Genomic DNA, 15,321 nt, shown 5'->3' on the forward strand with positions numbered 1-15,321 from the left:
GATTTACGCATAGACCGCGCCATCCAGCGTTGTATATGGTTAGATTTTACTATAGAATTAATTAGATATAGGTGCTAAACGATTTTAATGTTATAAATATTGTTTTAAACAGAAAGCTTGATAAAAAAACATTTTGCCTGTATTTTAAAATAACGAGAGCGTCGAAAGCTATCTGTTTTTGATCCCGTTCCCACGCACACGATCCTGGTAACGAGGAAAAAATTATCGGAGAACAAGAAACGATGTCAAATATAGAAAAAAAACTGGGCTTGTTAAAAGGATTAAATTTTAGGGATATCTTTGATAATATGTTCCAGTATATGGCCATCGTGAGTACTGACGGAACAATTATAGCGGCAAACAAGGCGAGTGTTGGCGCAAGCGGCACCGATGAGTCTGAATTCGTAGGCAAGATCTTATGGAGATCGCCCTGGTTTAATTATTCATCCGATTCGAGAAAGCTGATTAAGGAGACTGTAAAGCAAGCTTCGAACGGTAATACGGTCCGTTTCGAAACCATGATTCAGCTAAGGGATAATAATATGCAGTCTATTGACTATTCTCTCAATCCCATTACAAACGCAAAGGGCAAGGTTATCCTCCTGATTGCCGAAGGACGCGATATTACGCCCCTGAAGCGGGTTGAGAATGAATTGAAAAAGGCCAGGGATGCTGCTGAAAGCGCCACCAAAACCAAGAGCGAATTTCTTGCTAATATGAGTCATGAAATCCGAACACCGATGAACGGCGTAATAACAGCCGCTGATCTTGCTTTGCATGAGGATGTATCTCCCAAACTCAAACATTTTCTTGATATCATACATGATTCAGCCTACTCCCTGCTTGGAATTATTAACGATATTCTTGACGTTTCAAAAATAGAAGCAGGCAAATTTCAGCTTGAAGCGTATCCCTTCAAATTAGATGATATCCTCTCCAGGGTAATGGACATGTTTGTCAACCAGGCTGCTGAAAAAAGAATTGAGCTACTGCTCGATATTGGTCTTAAAACGCCGAATGCCCTGATAGGTGATTTCATACGTCTGGAGCAGATAATCATAAATCTCATCGGCAATGCCATTAAGTTTACGGGGAAAGACGGCAATGTCACAACCGGGGTAACTCTTTTAGAAGAAAAAGCCGAAAGAGTAATTTTGAAATTTTTTATCAAAGATACTGGTGCGGGTATCGCACCGGAATATATCGACAAACTTTTTGAGTCTTTTTCCCAGGAGGATGGAACAACAACAAGAAAGTACGGGGGCACCGGGTTGGGATTAAGCATATGTAAAATGCTGGTTGAAATGATGGGCGGCAAAATATGGGTCGAAAGCCAACAGGGTAAGGGGAGTATTTTTCACTTTACGGTATCTTTAGAGAAACAATCGCAAGAATCCAAGCTTGAACTGGTTTTACCTCCGGCGGTTCAGGGGCTGAATGTCCTGGTTGTAGATGATACCGTCGATAGTGCTATTATCATGCAAAATATGTTGGAATCTTTCGGCTTCTTGGTAGAGACGGTCTCCTCAGCCGTTGGAGCGTTGAAAATGCTTGCGAAGTTTCCGTCCGGAAAATGTCCGTTCAATTTGCTGCTGATGGATCTGTTGATGCCTGAACTCGACGGGATCGAAGCAATAAAAATAATCAAAACAGATTTTGAATTGACGATTCCTACAATTCTTATGGCTCCTGTTGGCCATGAAGAAAAAATAATGTACGCCGAAAAAATCGGGATCAGCGGGTTTCTTACGAAACCGATCAATCAGTCCGATCTTTTCAATGAGATTATGTATGCTTTGGGCGCCGCAAGTTTAAAACAAAAAAGGCGGAAGAAGTTATTGGTTACAAGGACATCTATTTATAAGAAACGTCTTAAGGGCAAAAGGGTTCTATTGGTTGAGGATAATTCCACAAATCAGGAAATAGCCAGGGCGGTGCTGGAAGGAGCAGGAATTATCGTTGAGATTGCCGACAACGGAAAAATAGCATTGGATCTTATTAAGAGATCAAAATTCGATGCAGTCCTGATGGACATACAGATGCCGGTAATGGATGGCTATGAAACGACTCGAAATATCCGTAAAGATCCTGCATATACCGATCTTTCGATCATTGCGATGACTGCGCATGCCATGAAAGGAGATGAGGAACAATGCTTAAAAGCAGGCATGACCGATTATGTTTCCAAGCCGATCGACCAGGAAAAACTTTTTCGGGTTTTGTGTGGAGTGATGAAGAAAGAGGGCGCGGCCAAAAGGGAAGTGGAGGATATCGCAGAACCGGAGCCGCCGGCCACAACAGATGAGATAAAGGATAGTAATTTTGATGAAATTTTTCCTACAGAGCTTCCCGGGATAAATTTAAAAAAGATATTGAACGGGATGCAATTAGACCCAAAGACCTTCAAACGTATTTTAATCGATTTTTTTCATAATAATCAGAATATAATCAACAAATTTAATGATGCCTTTATTGCAAAGAACCAGGAAGAATTAAAGCTCCTGGCGCACACTTTAAAGGGGAGTTCCGCAAGTATCGGAGCCGAAGATTTGTCTGAAAGGGCAGGGGAACTTGAAAATTTCGTCAAACAAAAGAGAATAGACGACTCTGTTCAAACTTTGATTAACCGGGTCAGGACAACCCTGGGCCGGGTACTGGATTCTCTGCAATTATTGCTTGATAATGCGGACTCGAAAACAATAATAGATATAAAAGATTCTGATCCGGTTAAACTTAAAGCGGCTGCCCATGATCTTGCCGAAGCTCTGGACATGGCAGATCCTGATAAAATTGAAACATCTCTTGAAAAAATTAAGGAATTCCTTGGTGGTTCTGTTCTTGATCAACTTGTTAAGCATATAACCGGTTATGATTACGAGGAAGCAAAAGAGATACTCGAAAAAATATTCAAAAACGGAGATAAAGGTGCCTTCTGATAAATCATTAGTATTAGTTGTAGATGACAATACGACAAATATAGACTTGCTGGTCAACACATTAAAGGCCGACTACAGGCTCGGGGTAAGCAAAAACGGACAACAAGCGCTTGAGTATACGGATAAATACCTGCCTGATCTTATCCTTCTGGATGTAATGATGCCGGAGATGAGTGGATATGAGGTTTGTTCCAGGCTTAAAGCAGTTCCCAAAACAGCAAATATACCGGTTATTTTTATAACAGCGCTTAATGAAATAGAAGATAAAACCCGGGGCTTTGTAGTCGGGGGCGTTGATTACATCACCAAACCATTCCATATTGCTGAGGTAAAAGCACGGGTTAATGCCCATTTATCTCTTAAAATGATGCGAGAGGAACTAAACTCTCAGAATATTATCCTGGAACAGAAGGTTGCAGAAAAAACAGAAGAGCTGTATCAAATGCTGCAGGCAACGATTAAAACCATGGCGCTTACAGTTGAAATCAGAGATCCTTATACTGCCGGTCACCAGCATCGGGTCGCTTTGCTGGCATGCGCCATTGCCAAAAAAACAGGTTTTTCGGATGATCAGATAAGAACTATCGATATTGCAGGGAATCTTCATGATATAGGTAAGATCCGTATACCGACATCAATAATAAACAGGCCTGGTGAGCTTTTGGAGATAGAACATAAAATGCTCAGAATACATCCCAGGGTAGGTTATAATATCCTTAAAAATATTCCTTCGCCTTTGCCCTTTGCCGAAGTTGTGCTGCAGCATCATGAAAGGCTCGATGGTTCAGGGTATCCCCAGGGACTTAGCGGTGATGAGATCCTGCCGGAAGCAAAGGTATTGACGGTGGCGGATGTGACGGAGGCATCAAGCTCTTTCAGGCCATACCGACCCGCAAGAGGCATGGATGTTGCGCTGGAGGAAATTTTGAAATATAAAAATGTGTGGTATGATGCTGATGCTGTTGACGCCTGCCGGGAACTTTTTATTAAGGAAAAATTTAATTATACATAGGCCGGGAGGTTGGGAGGAAGGAAAACCATACTTTAGCCTTTAACCTAAATATTTGAGTGTTTACCAAAAAAGATTTACAAAAATCCTTTGGTAGGATAAAAAATGAAATAAAAAAATAGTATTTTTACTCTTGAAGGAGCTTTTATGGGGAAAAAAAGTTTAACAAAATCTACTACAAAAAAAAAGACCAAGAAAACATCTGCTAAAAATACTACCACAAAAAAAGTGGTAACCAAGGCAGCGGCTAAAAAAACAGCAGTCAAAAAGGGCGCAAAAAAAACAAAGAAAAAGATTACTTTAAAAGATTTGATATTTAAAAAATTTGATACATGGAAGCCTGAAGAATTTTTTAAAGTTGAAATAGATAAAGACGCATTGAAGGCTTATGTCGCGCCTCCTTTTATTGCTGGATCACCTGATGATACGGAGCGTATAAAAGAGATACTTTTCAGGAAATTCGATCCTGAAACCATGCGCAAACAGATAAAAGAATTAAAAGCAGCCGCGGAAAAAGCCGCTGCCGAGAAAGCGGCTAAAGAGAAAGCTGAGGCTGAAAAAAAGGCTGCCGAAGAGAAAGCAGCCATGGAAAAGGTCGAAGCCGAAAGGAAAGCAGCTGAGGAAAAGGCGGCTAAAGAGAAAGCCGAAGCAGAAAGGAAGGCTGCTGAAGAAAAAGCGGCTGCTGAGAAGGCTGAGGCTGAAAAGAAAGCGGCCGCGGAAAAAGCCGCTGCCGAGAAAGCAGCTAAAGAGAAAGCTGAGGCTGAAAAAAAGGCTGCCGAAGAGAAAGCAGCCATGGAAAAGGTCGAAGCCGAAAGGAAAGCAGCTGAGGAAAAGGCGGCTAAAGAGAAAGCCGAAGCAGAAAGGAAGGCTGCTGAAGAAAAAGCGGCTGCTGAGAAGGCTGAGGCTGAAAAGAAAGCGGCCGCGGAAAAAGCCGCTGCCGAGAAAGCAGCAAAAGAGAAAGCTGAGGCTGAAAGGAAGGCTGAAGCTGAAAAACAAGCTGCGCTGGAAAGAGCAGCCGCTGAGAAGGCGGCGGCTGAGAAAGCTGCTGCAAAAAAAGCGGTGGAAATGAAAAGAAATATCATAGCAGCCGGCGCAGGGCTCGCAATTATTCTTCTGATGTTGATTGGCGCAAGTTTTTCCAATATGAGTAATTTTTATTTAAAACCTGCTGAAGGTGGAATTGAAATATGGCGGGGATCTTTTGCTCCCATGGGACAGAAAAAATATTTTGCCCTGCAAGGTGTTGAACTCCAGGAACCTGCCAGGAAGGTTTACAGCAAAGAAGATGTATATCCCCTGATCTTCAATTTTTATATTGAACAGGCGGACAGTCTGCTGGAAGTGCAGCCTTTTCCGGATTTTGACGGGATTAAGCATAATCTTGACAATGCGCTGAATTACGGAGTAACGGCTGAACTCCGCGAAACAGCTCAAAACCGTTTAAACATGATCGATTTTATGATTCTGGTTTACAAGGCGGATATTGCAGCCGAAAAAGAAAGCCTTTCATCCCTCAACTCTGCAATGAGTTATTATAAGGAAGCAGCCGGGTTCAACCTATCAGAAGATCAGGCTGAACAGCTTAGGCTGAAAATGGAATCTGTGTCGCAAAAAATGTCTTTGATTGAGCAGCAGGCGGCTATTGCGGAGGACAAGGAAGCAATAGCAGGTGCTGAAGAAGAGGGTGCGGGTGAAGAGGAAGAGGGAGGAAGCAGTATCTGAACATCTATAGGAGGCAACGGAGAGGGTAGGGGCTGTTTTTCAGAATAGATGACACCATACCTGGTGTCTTTCAGAGCCTGATTTCCGAGGTTTTTTTTCTCTGCAAATACTCATAACTTCAGGACAGCGTGTATGAAATCTGCAGCCCGGGGGAGGCGCGGCCGGTGAAGGCGTCTCCCCCTTTAATATGATTTTTTTTACATGCTCTCTTTTTTTATCGGGATCCGGTACCGGCACAGCGCTGATCAAAGCCTTGGTGTAGGGATGCATCGGCCGGTTAATTATATCATCAGTGATACCACATTCCATCAACTTGCCAAGATACATAACCGCCACCCTGTCCGCAATATTGCTCACCACACTTAAATCATGCGATATGAAAAGATAAGACAGCTCATATTCCTCCTGCAGATCAATAAAAAGGTTTATTATCTGTGCCTGCACTGATACATCAAGGGCGCTTATCGGCTCGTCACAGACTATGAACGAGGGCTTCAGAGATACTGCTCTTGCAATGTTTATTCTCTGCCGCTGCCCCCCGGAAAATTCGTGGGGATAGCGATGTATTGCGTCCCCATCCAGTCCCACTTCATTCATAAGCCTGATTGCATGCTCTTTGATTGAACCGGTTACCATTTTAAATTCGATCAGACCTTCGGTGACAATATCGAGGATGTTCATCCTGGGGTTCAGAGACGAGAGCGGGTCCTGAAAAATAATCTGCATATTTTTACGCAAATTTCTATATTCATTTTTCTTCAACGCAAGGATATTTTTTCCCTGAAAAACAATCTCTCCCTTGTGCGCTTTTTCCAGGCCGACCAGTGTTCTTCCCAGTGTTGTTTTTCCGCAGCCTGATTCCCCCACCAGCCCCAAAGTCTCACCTTTGTTTATATGGAAGGAAACATCGTCAACAGCCCTTACATATCCAACTGTTTTTGCGATAATTCCTCTCTTGATCGGAAACCATGTTTTAAGATTTGAAACTGTGAGTATTGGTTTTGGGGTCATAATATTTATCTGAAAATCTATATTTCGCTTGTTCGTAGGGCACAAGATTCTGTGCCACTACAACAACCTCCCACCATGCATTGCCTTGCGGTGGTAGGGGCACAAAATTTTGTGCCCTCGTGCTCTCTACATTATATTTATCATAATAGAAAACATGCGGCTTTTCTGTTATTACCGATATCCTTAAGAGCCGGTTTTTCCTCTCTGCATCTTTTAAAGGCGAATTCACATCTATCGGCAAAATGACATCCTTTGGGGTAATTATATGGGGATGGCACATAACCCCCAACAGCCTTTAACCTTTTTTCAGAGCAGCCCAGTTTCGGGATGGAATTCAACAGTCCTTTTGTGTATGGATGAGCAGGCGATGAAAAGATATCATTCCGTAGACCCTCTTCAACTATTTCCGAAGCATACATTACAACTACCCTGTCGCACATTTCCCAGATTACACCCATATCATGGGTAATGATCAGTATAGAAACATTTTTGCTTTTCATTGCGCGAATAAGTTCAAATATTTGCATCTGGATTGTTACATCAAGGGCTGTTGTCGGTTCATCCGCTATGAGAAGATTCGGCTCAGTCATCAGCGCCATTGATATCATTACCCTCTGCTGCATCCCCCCCGAAAGCTGATGGGGCAAGGCAAACATTCTCTCTTTGGCATCAGAAATGCCGACCTTCCCCAGCCATTGTTCCGACAATTTCCAGGCCTCTTTTTTGCTGATTTTCCGATGCATCCTTATGGTCTCCACCATTTGATGGCCAATGCGATGCAAGGGCGACAAAGCGGCTGAGGGTTCCTGGAATATCATGCTTATTTCCCGGCCGCGGATCCTCCTCATCTCTTTTATGCCAAGTTGAAGGAGATCTTTATCATTAAACAAAATTTTTCCATTTGCAATCCTTCCGGGAGGCGAAGGGATAAGTCGGGTTATGCTTAGCGCCGTAACGGTTTTTCCGCAGCCTGACTCACCAACCAGCCCGACAATTTCGCCTCTGCCTATATTTAAAGAGACCTGGTCAACAGCATTGAAAACACCTTCGTCTGTTTCAAATGTTACGGTAAGATCATTTATGTTCAGTATTTTTTCAACCATCTTTTATTCCAGCTTTGTATAGCGTTTGGGATCGAATGCATTTCTTATCCCTTCACCAACAAAGACGCCGCACAGCATAACAATGAATAAAGCCAGGGAAGGGTAAAGAATAAGCCACCATGCCCACCTGTATTGCTGTGCCTGAAACAGAAGTTCACCCCAGCTTGGGGTTGGAGGCGGCAGCCCAAAACCGAGGTAATCCAGCGCGGCCAGGGAGCCTATGGCCCCTACCAGCGAAAAGGGAAAAAATGTTATAACCGGCGCCATTGCATTCGGAAGGATATGTTTGAATATTATCCTGCCTGAAGGTACACCCAAACATTTTGCGGCTTCAACAAAAGGCTGCTGCCGTAACCGCAGGAATTCAGCCCTGATATAATACGAAATCCCGATCCAGTTAAACAGTCCATAGCAGACCAGCAAAAGAGAAAAACTCCGGCCGTAAACAGACCCCATAAGAATCATAATATAAAGAAACGGCAATGCGCTCCATATCTCAATCAGCCTCTGGCAGCCAATATCAACAAAGCCGCCATAATACCCCTGTATCGCGCCGGTAAGGATGCCCAAAGCCATTGAGCAGGCAACAAGCATAAGGCCAAAAGTCATTGAAGTTCTGAGCCCGTAAAGAATTCTTGCAAGAACATCACGTCCGGCTCCGTCGATTCCCAAAAGATGCTGGGGCACAGGGTGGAAAGGGAATCTCACATCGTTTTTTATAAAATTTGCAACATAATGCTTACCGTTTATAAGCAATTTATAAGAATCGACAGGCTTTGAAAATCGTTTTTCCACAAAATATAACAGGCTTTCTTTCTCTGTATTTAAAATTTCATCCCATATCCCTGATGCCCGATTCAAACTTTCAATCTTAATCAGATCAGATCCATGATTTTTTTTAAAAATAAGTTTGTATGTTGCGCCGGGTTCTTCTTTTTCCCGGAACGTCAACCTGACGGTTTTAGGAGATTTTTTTCTTGTGGAAAAATTTGAAAGAGATATCTCAATTTTTTTGCCGGATTTATTATAAGCTTTAAATATAACGCGTGGTGATTTAATATTGTCAAAACGTTTTATCACTGCGCTGTATAGTTCCGCAGGAAGGTCGAAATAATCAGTCAGAACGAGTCCCTTAGCCTTATTTTTCTCCTTACCGATAAAGGGATGAAAAGAGGTTGATCCGGCAATTGAATAATCTTTTCTTATATTAACGCTGCCTATCAATGGCAGGGGCTCAATCTCCAGGCATACATTGTTCTCGATTTCGATTGAAGCGGGTTCTATACTTTCAAAGGGACCAAAAGGAATCGGCGGAAATACCATAAAATTATCCGAATTATCTGTAAAAATTCTGCTATTATTGATTTTTTTATAATCCGGTCTGGTTTGATTGCCGTTTTGTTTGAAAATATCCTCAGAGTAAAATTTGGATACGGGAAAAAACGAATTTCCGTTAAATCTGATATATATTGGAACATTATTGCACAGCAATTCCGAGCAAAGGCTTACCAAATACAAAATAACAAGAATCCATAAAGCGATATAAGCGAGCCTGACTTCCCTGAAGCGCTGCAGCCTCTTCAACGTTAATGGATTCTTGAAAATTTTTTCCAGCATATTATGTTTTCTAAAACTATACCTCGAAAATCTAAAGAGAGTGCCGCTTATTGTTTTTGAAAATTAATTCTCGGATCAATAATAACATATGCAAAATCAGATATGATATTGCCAAGCAGTCCCAAAATAGATGTTAATGCTAAAATGCCCATAAATACAGGATAATCACGGCCTACAATCGATTCAAGGCTCAGTCTTCCCATTCCGGGAATCTCAAAAACCTGTTCAATAATAACCGATCCTGCAAACATTATGGAAAGAATGGAACCGAATCCTGTGGCTATAGGGATCAGGGAATTACGCAGGGCATGGCCCCATACCGCCCTGCTGTAACTACCGCCCTTTGCAAGAACGGTGCGGATATAATCCTTGCCGATTTGATCGAGCAGTGAATTTTTCATAAGCAGCGTAAGAACGGCAAAGTTGCCGATCATATAGCATAGCACCGGAAGAAACATGTGCATGCAAATATCTTTCGCTTTTTCATAAAACGAAAGATCCGTGAAATATTCCGAATGGAATCCTGTAACAGGAAAAAAATCCCATAAACCTTCCACAGTGCCGCAAAAAAACATCTTTAAAACCATTCCGAATGCAAACGCAGGAACAGCATACCCGGCAAAAACGATAATGCTGGAAGCCAGATCGAACATCTTGTTATGTTTCAGGGCTTTCAAAATCCCCAGTGGAATACATACAAGGTAGGAAAGGATAAAACCTGTAACGCCGAATACAAGGGATACCTTAAAGCGTTCTTTGATAAGCTGCCAGGCAGTCTTGTTGGGGAATTTATACGATTCCATCTTCATCCCAAGCCTTTCAGTCACAAGCCATTTCCAGTAACGCTTTGCAAAAGGCTGATCAAAGCCGAAATGTTTTTCTATAGCCTTGCGCTGTTTTTTGGAAATGGATCCGGTTTCTCCGGAACCTCCCGCGGATTCCGCGCTTCCGATCCCTTTAATTCTCATAACAGCCTGTTCCACAGGGCCGCCGGGAATAAATTGTGTCAACCCGAAGCATAAAAACGTGATGCCTATAAAAGTGGGAATCACTAAAAAAAATCTTTTTATAAAATAATCGAATTTTTCCATGTCATTAATCCGTTGACAGGTTGTATGCTTAAAAATAATTTAATACATCACTCATGCCATATATGCAAGTTACCTCCACTACCTCGCGGTAATCTCCTTGCCTTCGGCTAAGTTTTCACGTAACATAGGAATACTTGCAGGGGATTTTAACCCCATAAGCTCACGCTCATGCCGGGCGTATACAAATCATTTTATAGGACAGGCAGGATCGGCGCATTTTTGTCATGTTTATATTTTGCCATATAAAAGGCGGGCTTAAAAATGGAAAAAAATGGTAATCGAAAACCCCGAATAGCCATCCTCACAGGTGGAGGTGATGTACCCGGACTTAATGCGTGCATCAAGACGGTGGTCTACAGGGCACATAATGAGGGGATCAATGTAATCGGTATCAAACGAGGATGGGCCGGTATTTTGGAATATAATCCTGATGACCCCGACACACATTCCAAGTGTATGCAAAATTTAAAAATATCGGATGTCAGGGCCATAGACCGTTCAGGGGGGACATTTCTGCATACTTCGCGAACAAACCCCATGGCTGTCAAAGAAAAAAATCTCCCTTATTTTTTAAGGGAAGAGTTTAAAAAAGGGACCAGGGACTTCACACCACAAATCTTGAAAAACCTGGAGCACATGGAGATTGACGCCATCATTCCAATAGGGGGGGATGACACCCTCAGTTTTGCAGAAAGGCTGTACAATGAAGGGTTCCCGGTAATCGCCATCCCCAAGACAATGGATAATGATGTTGTTGGCACAGACTACTGCATAGGCTTTTCAACGGCTATTACCAGGAGTGTCACACTCATAAATGCACTCAGGACTCCCACCGGTTCCCATGAAAGGATTGCCGTGGTTGAGATGTTCGGCAGGTATTCCGGTGAGACATCCTTGATAGCGGCGTACCTGTCAGGTGTGGATCGCGCCATTATTTCCGAGGTTCCCTTTGATCCCAAGAGACTGGCAGAATTAATCATGCATGATAAAAGGACCAACCCCGGGAATTATGCCATGCTCACTATTTCCGAAGGGGCAAAGATGATAGGAGAAGAGGTGTTTCTCTCAGGAGAAGCGGACGCCTATGGCCATAAAAGATTGGGAGGGATCGGCGAGGAGACCGGGGCCTTACTCAAAGAACTCACGGGAGCGGATATACTAAATCAAAGACTCTCCTATCTTATGAGAAGTGGCGCTCCTGATTCCCTGGACTTGATGGTGGCCGTTAATTTTGCCAATATGGCCATAGATCTCTTCATCGATGGTGTCTTCGGTCGTCTAGTGGCACTCAATCATGGCATATATACGAATATTCCCCTAAGCATCATTTCTACAGGTCAAAAAAGGGCCGATATAAGGGAATTCTATGAAATCGATGAATACAGGCCAAAGGTGCGGCATGTTGCCGGTAAGCCGATGTTTTTGTATTAGTTTTACCTAAATTTTTCTATCCATCCGCTGCCAAGGACTTCGCTCCCCTTGTAAAAGACGGCCCCCTGCCCCGGAGTTACAGCTGATTGCGGTTTTGCAAATCTGATGAGTGCGGTCTCATTGTCGATGGGATAGAGTTTGGATGGTTCAGGATCTTGACGTCCCCGGATGCGTGTGCTGACTGAAATCTTATTGTCCGGTGGATGTATAATCCAGTTTATTTTTACTGTTTTTAAACCAGGAGATAAGAGTTCTTCCTTAAAACCGACAATCAGACGATTCTGGCCCGGATCAATCCCCACCACATAATATGGCTCGGATGCCGGGCAGTTAATGCCGCGTCTCTGACCTATTGTAAAAAAATGGAGGCCGTTATGTTCTCCTATGGTGTTGCCGGAGACATCCTCTATAAGTCCGGGCGTGGGTTCATAACAGCTCTGAGCTGTCAGGAATTGTCCGTAAGTCTTTCCCTTAATGAAACATATATCCTGGCTTTCATTTTGTGTAATCGCTTTTAAGCCTTGTTTTTTTGCTATATTTTTTACTTCTGATTTTGTAAACTTACCAAGGGGAAACATAGCGGCCGAGAGCTGTTCCTGGGTCAGACGAGCAAGAAAGTAGGATTGATCCTTGATTTTATCTACGCCTTTTAGAAGATGGAATCTTCCTTGGGTATCTTCAGTTATTCTTGCGTAATGGCCTGTGGCAAGCATAGATGCCCCCATTTTGCGTGCACAGGATAGTATTAAACCAAATTTTATCAACCGATTGCAAACCATGCAAGGATTAGGGGTTTTGCCTGACAGGTATGTTTTTGTAAAATAATCAACAACTTTTGATTTGAATTCTGCGGCGCAGTCTATGATTTTAATGGGAATGTCAAGTTGTTTTGCAATCCTGTTGATATTAATTGTTGTCTGGTTGGTCCCGTACCCTATTGTAAAATGCAGACCGATTAAATCATGCCCCTCGTTTTTCAACAGATATGCGGCCACCAGGGAATCGACTCCACCGCTTAAGGAAACAGCCGTTAATTTTTTCATTTTCCCTAGTCTCTGGCCCGGTTAACACACATAAATGAGGCGATAATAAACAGGACGCCTGTTAAAAAAAGAATAATATAGGATGAATAATCAGGGATGTTCCCAAAGGACGCCGTACGGATTGCTTTTGATGCGTGTGTCAGAGGCAGCAGGAAAAGAATTTTTTGTGCCCATAAAGGAAGCCTATCTACAGGGAAGAGGGTCCCCCCTAGAAAGGCCATGGGAGTAATAACAAAACTGGAAAACATTGCCTGATCCGCATGTGATTTTACCAGCATGGCCATGCCTACGGCCAGAGAAGCGAAAATAAAACTATTTAGAATGATTGCGAGCCAGAAAAGGAGGTTGCATGAAAGTGACACTCCGAAAAAGTATCCCAATATGAGAATAATAATAATGGACATGAATGCTCTTGTCATTCCGGCAAGAATTTCCCCGCAGACATAAGAAATATTGCTTATCGGGGCGGCCTGGAACTCTTCAAATATATGCCAGTAAAAACGGGCGATATTTATCTCGCTGGCAATGGCAAAAGCCTGCGTCATACTGCTCATGGCAACCAGGCCGGGAAGAAGAAATTCCAGATAAGTGTGCCCGTCCACTCTAACATTATTACCCATTGCATATCCGAAAGCTATTAGATAGAGGAGAGGTGATACGGACATGGTGGCAATCATTTTGGGAAGCCGCCGTTTCATTATCATAATTTCTCTGTAGTAGATTGCCATACAACCTTGAATCATTTGACCTTCTTTCCAGTTAATGCGAGGAAGACATCCTCAAGATGCACACGCCGTAAGGTGAAACTTTTTTCCTGTTCAACTATAAAGCTTTTTGCCTCTTGCCTAGTTTTGAAATATGTTGTTTCCATGTTGCTCTCTTCAAGCCTGTCTATCGCCCAGACTCCCATTTTCGCCATAAAATTTTCCGGAGTATCCAGGGCTACTATCTCCCCTTCATTTAAAAATGCGACCCTCTGCGCCAGAAACTCAGCCTCTTCAATATAATGTGTGGTCAGAAAGATTGTGGTCCCATCTTGCTGGATCCTCTTGATTATGGCCCATATACGTCTGCGGATATTGGCATCCAGTCCCACAGTAGGTTCATCAAGGAATAGTATTTGAGGAGAATGAGTAAGAGCCCTTGCTATCATTACTCTTCTTTTCATGCCTCCGGAAAGATGCTTGATCAGAGTCTTTTTTCTATCAAGAATATCCATATAATCAAGGAGCTCATCTATTTTTATTCTCCTTTTTTTAACAGGCATTCTGTAGAGTCGGCAGTGAATATCGAGATTTTCGAAAACAGTGAGCTCCTGATCAAGGTTTATAGCTTGAGGAACCAGTCCGCACTCTTTTTTTGCGGCAATCGGATTCTTCTCCACGTTAAATCGATTGAGAAAAGCCTTGCCTGACGAAAGCCTTGTAAGTCCTGTCATAATTCTGATGGCAGTGGTTTTTCCTGCGCCGTTAGGCCCCAGGCAGGCGAAAAGCTCCCCTGAGTTTACGTGAAGATTGACATCCTTTAGGGCATGAACGGATTTGTAATGTTTGTTCAAATTTTCCAGTATTATCATTTTAAACTTTTGGCATGAACCCTTATGGTTATTTACAAAACTACTGTCTTCCGGTGATCAGTTTATCAACCACTTCGGGTTCTGCCAGGGTGGATGTATCCCCAAGCTGGTCAATTTGTCCTTCAGCGATTTTTCTAAGAATCCTTCGCATGATCTTCCCGCTCCTGGTTTTGGGAAGGGCATCAGTAAAATGCAGTTTATCCGGGGAGGCAATGGTACCTATTATTAACTTAAAGCATATATTTCAGGAATATATCGTCCAATAGCTTTTATTTCATTGGGTGATGCAAAACGCCACTTTATATCATAAAAAAGATCAAAACCGGGGCTTGGTCTGGGTTTAAAGGTAGCCGTATATACTGTTGCAGGATCATCTTCAAAGTTTTCAAACCACAGGATATTTGAAACTTTAAGGTTAAAATCCCTGCATATTCTTTTACCGATACTCTCCGCGCAATTTGTTTTAAAGCACTCATTAGAAAGGCTTGTTGCAACTACGGCTGTCGGTTTTATATGCCTTACTCCAGGAAGGCTCAAGGTGAAATCAATTATTCTTACTCGCCATGCTGGAGCATATCTGCCAGATATGATTGTTTTCCTTCTTTTTTTTCTTTGAAGTCGATATGTCCCGTCATAAAATATCACAGTTAATATCTCCTGAAATTATAGTGCTTTTAACATGACCTGATATCATTTTGGAGTATCAATTAAGCAATCGTGTCATTCAGGAAAGTCTCAATATGATTATATTTTACCACAACCATAGGCGCTGCAAAAGAGGC

The 15,321-nt window shown here is 42.5% G+C and carries 12 protein-coding genes; 4 read left to right on the top strand and 8 right to left on the bottom strand.

The annotated features are described in order from the left end of the window. Window positions 1–242 precede the first annotated feature (242 nt). The 3 genes from BuS5_RS02700 (at window position 243) to BuS5_RS02710 (ending at window position 5,667) form a co-directional block, all read left to right on the top strand. The gene (locus BuS5_RS02700; RefSeq protein WP_051375327.1) at window positions 243–2,936 is read left to right on the top strand and encodes a response regulator; all 2,694 of its coding nucleotides are present in this window, start codon (window positions 243–245) and stop codon (window positions 2,934–2,936) included. Continuing rightward, entirely contained in the window at window positions 2,926–3,948 is a 1,023-nt protein-coding gene (locus BuS5_RS02705) for an HD domain-containing phosphohydrolase (protein ID WP_051375329.1), read from the top strand. Before BuS5_RS02700 ends, BuS5_RS02705 begins: the two co-directional genes overlap by 11 nt. A 144-nt stretch (window positions 3,949–4,092) precedes the next feature. Further along, the gene (locus BuS5_RS02710; protein WP_198012359.1) at window positions 4,093–5,667 is read left to right on the top strand and encodes a hypothetical protein; all 1,575 of its coding nucleotides are present in this window, start codon (window positions 4,093–4,095) and stop codon (window positions 5,665–5,667) included. A 39-nt stretch (window positions 5,668–5,706) separates the two neighbouring features. On the opposite strand, the gene BuS5_RS02715 is transcribed toward BuS5_RS02710, so the two are convergent. The 4 genes from BuS5_RS02715 to BuS5_RS02730 all read right to left on the bottom strand — a co-directional run bounded on the left by BuS5_RS02715 (window position 5,707) and on the right by BuS5_RS02730 (window position 10,489). After that, entirely contained in the window at window positions 5,707–6,678 is a 972-nt protein-coding gene (locus tag BuS5_RS02715) for an ABC transporter ATP-binding protein (protein WP_035266989.1), read from the bottom strand. Window positions 6,679–6,818: 140 nt separating this feature from the next. Further along, window positions 6,819–7,781, bottom strand: coding sequence for an ABC transporter ATP-binding protein (locus BuS5_RS02720; RefSeq protein ID WP_027355300.1), 963 nt, complete (start codon window positions 7,779–7,781; stop codon window positions 6,819–6,821). A 3-nt stretch (window positions 7,782–7,784) separates the two neighbouring features. Next, the gene (locus BuS5_RS02725) at window positions 7,785–9,398 is read right to left on the bottom strand and encodes an ABC transporter permease subunit (protein WP_051375331.1); all 1,614 of its coding nucleotides are present in this window, start codon (window positions 9,396–9,398) and stop codon (window positions 7,785–7,787) included. Between the two features lie 47 nt (window positions 9,399–9,445). Beyond that, the gene (locus BuS5_RS02730) at window positions 9,446–10,489 is read right to left on the bottom strand and encodes an ABC transporter permease subunit (RefSeq protein ID WP_027355301.1); all 1,044 of its coding nucleotides are present in this window, start codon (window positions 10,487–10,489) and stop codon (window positions 9,446–9,448) included. A gap of 261 nt (window positions 10,490–10,750) precedes the next feature. Between BuS5_RS02730 and BuS5_RS02735 the strand changes: the two genes are divergently transcribed. Beyond that, on the top strand, window positions 10,751–11,920 hold the full coding sequence (locus BuS5_RS02735) for a 6-phosphofructokinase (protein WP_027355302.1): 1,170 nt from the start codon (window positions 10,751–10,753) through the stop codon (window positions 11,918–11,920). A 2-nt stretch (window positions 11,921–11,922) separates the two neighbouring features. On the opposite strand, the gene mnmA is transcribed toward BuS5_RS02735, so the two are convergent. The 4 genes from mnmA to BuS5_RS02760 form a co-directional block, all read right to left on the bottom strand. Next, window positions 11,923–12,963, bottom strand: a complete 1,041-nt coding sequence (mnmA, locus tag BuS5_RS02740; protein ID WP_027355303.1) for a tRNA 2-thiouridine(34) synthase MnmA — start codon at window positions 12,961–12,963, stop codon at window positions 11,923–11,925. Between the two features lie 5 nt (window positions 12,964–12,968). Beyond that, window positions 12,969–13,706, bottom strand: coding sequence for an ABC transporter permease (locus BuS5_RS02745; protein ID WP_027355304.1), 738 nt, complete (start codon window positions 13,704–13,706; stop codon window positions 12,969–12,971). Further along, on the bottom strand, window positions 13,703–14,539 hold the full coding sequence (locus tag BuS5_RS02750) for an ABC transporter ATP-binding protein (RefSeq protein WP_027355305.1): 837 nt from the start codon (window positions 14,537–14,539) through the stop codon (window positions 13,703–13,705). Before BuS5_RS02750 ends, BuS5_RS02745 begins: the two co-directional genes overlap by 4 nt. Window positions 14,540–14,764: 225 nt before the next feature. Then, window positions 14,765–15,184: a hypothetical protein gene (locus tag BuS5_RS02760; RefSeq protein ID WP_027355306.1), complete on the bottom strand. Its 420-nt coding sequence runs from the start codon at window positions 15,182–15,184 to the stop codon at window positions 14,765–14,767. Window positions 15,185–15,321 lie beyond the last annotated feature (137 nt).

This window comes from Desulfosarcina sp. BuS5 (assembly GCF_028752835.1).
Taxonomy (GTDB): Bacteria; Desulfobacterota; Desulfobacteria; order Desulfobacterales; family BuS5; genus BuS5.

What these genes read in the sequence shown, in the direction of transcription:
- BuS5_RS02700 (WP_051375327.1), top strand. Translation starts at nt 243, where the DNA reads ATGTCAAATATAGAAAAAAAACTGGGCTTGTTAAAAGGATTAAATTTT.
- BuS5_RS02710 (WP_198012359.1), top strand. Translation starts at nt 4,093, where the DNA reads ATGGGGAAAAAAAGTTTAACAAAATCTACTACAAAAAAAAAGACCAAG.
- BuS5_RS02715 (WP_035266989.1), bottom strand. Translation starts at nt 6,678, where the DNA reads ATGACCCCAAAACCAATACTCACAGTTTCAAATCTTAAAACATGGTTT.
- BuS5_RS02720 (WP_027355300.1), bottom strand. Translation starts at nt 7,781, where the DNA reads ATGGTTGAAAAAATACTGAACATAAATGATCTTACCGTAACATTTGAA.
- BuS5_RS02725 (WP_051375331.1), bottom strand. Translation starts at nt 9,398, where the DNA reads ATGCTGGAAAAAATTTTCAAGAATCCATTAACGTTGAAGAGGCTGCAG.
- BuS5_RS02730 (WP_027355301.1), bottom strand. Translation starts at nt 10,489, where the DNA reads ATGGAAAAATTCGATTATTTTATAAAAAGATTTTTTTTAGTGATTCCC.
- BuS5_RS02735 (WP_027355302.1), top strand. Translation starts at nt 10,751, where the DNA reads ATGGAAAAAAATGGTAATCGAAAACCCCGAATAGCCATCCTCACAGGT.
- mnmA (WP_027355303.1), bottom strand. Translation starts at nt 12,963, where the DNA reads ATGAAAAAATTAACGGCTGTTTCCTTAAGCGGTGGAGTCGATTCCCTG.
- BuS5_RS02745 (WP_027355304.1), bottom strand. Translation starts at nt 13,706, where the DNA reads ATGATTCAAGGTTGTATGGCAATCTACTACAGAGAAATTATGATAATG.
- BuS5_RS02750 (WP_027355305.1), bottom strand. Translation starts at nt 14,539, where the DNA reads ATGATAATACTGGAAAATTTGAACAAACATTACAAATCCGTTCATGCC.